This is a genomic window from Mesorhizobium sp. B2-3-5, from assembly GCF_006442395.1.
In the GTDB taxonomy this organism is placed as follows: Bacteria; Pseudomonadota; Alphaproteobacteria; order Rhizobiales; family Rhizobiaceae; genus Mesorhizobium.
Genome location: NZ_VFVX01000074.1, coordinates 1 through 3,916, shown reverse-complemented (window position 1 = coordinate 3,916; position 3,916 = coordinate 1). Strand labels below are relative to the sequence as shown.

Below are 3,916 nucleotides of genomic sequence, written 5' to 3'. Positions count from 1 at the left end.
AAGCACGATGTGCGGATCAAACGTGCGTTTAGCAGACCTGGCAGCGACCTACTCTCCCGCGTCTTGAGACGAAGTACCATCAGCGCTGGAGCGTTTCACGGCCGAGTTCGGAATGGGATCGGGTGCAGCCGCTCCGCCATAACCACCAGGTCGGCAAAACGCACGTTATTCGAGAAGCTGGGTTAGGGATTAGGCAGCAGGGAATAGTGAGTAGGAGATACCTGCTCGCCATCCGGCTGTGCCGTTGCCTGTCTTTCCGTGCCAAGGCGATGCTTTTGCAGGTTGCTTCGGGCAAAGCCCGCAAGCGCGACTGCGCGTCGCCGGTTTCCGGCGCCCTCGCTTAAGCTTTGGCCCCAGAGGGGCCGCTCATGCGTGAGCGCTGGTAAGACCATTTGACTTTGTCAAATGGGCATAAGGAATGAGAACGATCAAGCCGATCGAACTATTAGTACCGGTAAGCTTCAAGCGTTGCCGCTCTTCCACACCCGGCCTATCAACGTGGTCGTCTTCCACGGTTCTCAGGGAATACTCGTTTTAAGGTGGGTTTCCCGCTTAGATGCCTTCAGCGGTTATCCCGTCCGGATATAGCTACCCTGCTATGCGGCTGGCGCCACAACAGGTCCACCAGAGATCCGTCCATCCCGGTCCTCTCGTACTAGGGACAGATCCTTTCAATATTCCTACACCCACGGCAGATAGGGACCGAACTGTCTCACGACGTTCTGAACCCAACTCACGTACCGCTTTAAATGGCGAACAGCCATACCCTTGGGACCTGCTCCAGCCCCAGGATGCGATGAGTCGACATCGAGGTGCCAAACAACCCCGTCGATATGGACTCTTGGGGGTCATCAGCCTGTTATCCCCGGCGTACCTTTTATCCGTTGAGCGATGGCCCTTCCACGCGGGACCACCGGATCACTATGACCGACTTTCGTCTCTGCTCGACTTGTCAGTCTCGCAGTCAGGCAGGCTTATGCCATTGCACTCAGCGAACGATTTCCGACCGTTCTGAGCCCACCATCGCGCGCCTCCGTTACTCTTTAGGAGGCGACCGCCCCAGTCAAACTACCCACCATACATTGTCCCGGACCCGGATAACGGGCCGCGGTTAGACATCCATAGTAATAAGGGTGGTATTTCAAGGGTGGCTCCACCTGAGCTGGCGCCCAGGTTTCAAAGCCTACCACCTATCCTACACATGCCACTACGAATGCCAATGTAAAGCTATAGTAAAGGTGCACGGGGTCTTTCCGTCTAACCGCAGGAACCCCGCATCTTCACGGGGAATTCAATTTCACTGAGTCTATGCTGGAGACAGCGGGGAAGTCGTTACGCCATTCGTGCAGGTCGGAACTTACCCGACAAGGAATTTCGCTACCTTAGGACCGTTATAGTTACGGCCGCCGTTTACTGGGGCTTCGATTCAGAGCTTGCACCCCTCCTCTTAACCTTCCAGCACCGGGCAGGCGTCAGACCCTATACGTCGCCTTGCGGCTTCGCAGAGCCCTGTGTTTTTGATAAACAGTCGCTACCCCCTGGTCTGTGCCACCCTCCTCTGCTTGCGCAGAAAAGGGTCACGCTTCTTCCGAAGTTACGCGTGCAATTTGCCGAGTTCCTTCAGCATAGTTCTCTCAAGCGCCTTGGTATACTCTACCAGACCACCAGTGTCGGTTTCGGGTACGGTTTATAAGGAGGAGCTATTTCCTGGAACCACTCCGCTGCCCGTTCAATCCGATAAGATTGGACAACTTGTGTGATCCGTCACTACCTCCAAGCCCACGAATATTAACGTGGTTCCCATCGACTACGCGTTTCCGCCTCGTCTTAGGGGCCGGCTAACCCTGCTCAGATTAGCTTTAAGCAGGAACCCTTGGTCTTTCGGCGGGGGAGTCTCTCACTCCCCTTACGTTACTCATGTCAGCATTCGCACTTCTGATACCTCCACCACCCCTCACGGGTATGGCTTCATCAGCTTACAGAACGCTCCGCTACCGCTCGTGATTGCTCACGAACCCTAAGCTTCGGTGTATGGCTTTAGCCCCGTTACATTTTCGGCGCAAAGACCCTTATTTAGACCAGTGAGCTGTTACGCTTTCTTTAAATGATGGCTGCTTCTAAGCCAACATCCTGGTTGTTTTGGGATCCTCACATCCTTTCCCACTTAGCCATAACTTGGGGACCTTAGCTGTAGGTCAGGGTTGTTTCCCTTTTCACGACGGACGTTAGCACCCGCCGTGTGTCTGCCGACTAGTACTCCCAGGTATTCGGAGTTTGGTTAGGTTTGGTAATCCGGTGAGGACCCCTAGCCCATCCAGTGCTCTACCCCCTGGGGTATTCGGTCGACGCTCTACCTAAATAGATTTCGCGGAGAACCAGCTATTTCCGAGTTTGATTGGCCTTTCACCCCTAGCCACAAGTCATCCCGAACTATTGCAACAGTTATGGGTTCGGTCCTCCAGTAAGTGTTACCTTACCTTCAACCTGCTCATGGCTAGATCACTCGGTTTCGGGTCTAATGCGACGAACTGAACGCCCTGTTCAGACTCGCTTTCGCTGCGCCTACACCTACCGGTTTAAGCTTGCTCGTCACACTAAGTCGCTGACCCATTATACAAAAGGTACGTGGTCACCCTTGCGGGCTCCCACTGTTTGTAGGCAATCGGTTTCAGGTACTCTTTCACTCCCCTTGTCGGGGTGCTTTTCACCTTTCCCTCACGGTACTAGTTCGCTATCGGTCATGCACGAGTACTTAGGCTTGGAGGGTGGTCCCCCCAATTTCAGACAGGATTTCACGTGTCCCGCCTTACTCGAGGACGATTGATCGCATTACGCGTACGGGGCTGTCACCCACTATGGCCCTACTTTCCAGAAGGTTCCGCTTGTCTCTCAATCGCCACTGGCCTGGTCCGGGTTCGCTCGCCACTACTTCCGGAGTCTCGGTTGATGTCCTTTCCTACGGGTACTTAGATGTTTCAGTTCCCCGCGTTCGCCACTTTATCCCTATGTATTCAGGATAAGTTACCTATTATCGATACTTGGAAACCACAGCAGCAAGTCGGCCTTGCGGCCTTCTGGGCTGCTCTGATTTTCCAAGCACCTTAGGTGGGTTTCCCCATTCGGAAATCTACGGATCAAAGGGTATTCGCACCTCCCCGTAGCTTATCGCAGCGTATCACGTCCTTCATCGCCTGTGCATGCCAAGGCATCCACCAATTGCCCTTAAGACACTTGATCGTTCTCATTGCCAATGCCCATCCGCGCGATTTCGAAGAAATCGTCGCTTCAGCCTTCCCCTTGCGAGGCCGGCGTCCGCGCGATCTCGAAGAGATCGTCGCCTGAACCAGATCCCGTGCGGGATTTGGTTCGATGTCATTGGCACAAAAAGACCAGCTTCTCGAGATCGGTTCGAGGGCGCGGTTAGGCAAACCCATCATATGCCGGAGATTGAGCGTCTCCAGCGACAAATCATCGGTCTTGCGACCAATGAAGTTCGAACAAATCTTCTCTTTACGATGTCAACCAGAACAGGCGGTGAGCATCACGCTCGCCGCAAACTCTTTTTACGAATGACTTTTCATCGCTGCCGCATCCCTGCTCGACACCACTTCTTTCACAGAAGACGCGACAATCCTGCGGATCGCGCGAGTGGTGGAGCCGGACGGGATCGAACCGACGACATCCTGCTTGCAAAGCAGGCGCTCTCCCAGCTGAGCTACGGCCCCTGATAGTGTCCGGCATTGACCGGCAGCGACAACCCTTCGGGGTTGCACTGGTGATGGTGGGCCTGGGAGGACTTGAACCTCCGACCTCACGCTTATCAAGCGCGCGCTCTAACCAACTGAGCTACAAGCCCTAAAGACCGCGCTCCGCCAGTAACGAGCTGGTGACCCCGAGGCGAAGCCTCGCAAAGGCC

2 tRNA genes and 2 rRNA genes are annotated in these 3,916 nt (G+C 54.7%); all 4 read right to left on the bottom strand.

Annotation, left to right across the window (positions count from 1 at the left end):
* Positions 1-35: 35 nt before the first annotated feature.
* Positions 36-150: ribosomal RNA gene (gene rrf, locus FJ958_RS31345) — 5S ribosomal RNA — on the bottom strand.
* A gap of 274 nt (positions 151-424) precedes the next feature.
* Positions 425-3,237 (bottom strand): 23S ribosomal RNA (locus tag FJ958_RS31340).
* Between the two features lie 412 nt (positions 3,238-3,649).
* Positions 3,650-3,725 (bottom strand) — tRNA-Ala (locus tag FJ958_RS31335).
* A gap of 54 nt (positions 3,726-3,779) precedes the next feature.
* Positions 3,780-3,856, bottom strand: a tRNA-Ile gene (locus tag FJ958_RS31330).
* Positions 3,857-3,916: the final 60 nt, after the last annotated feature.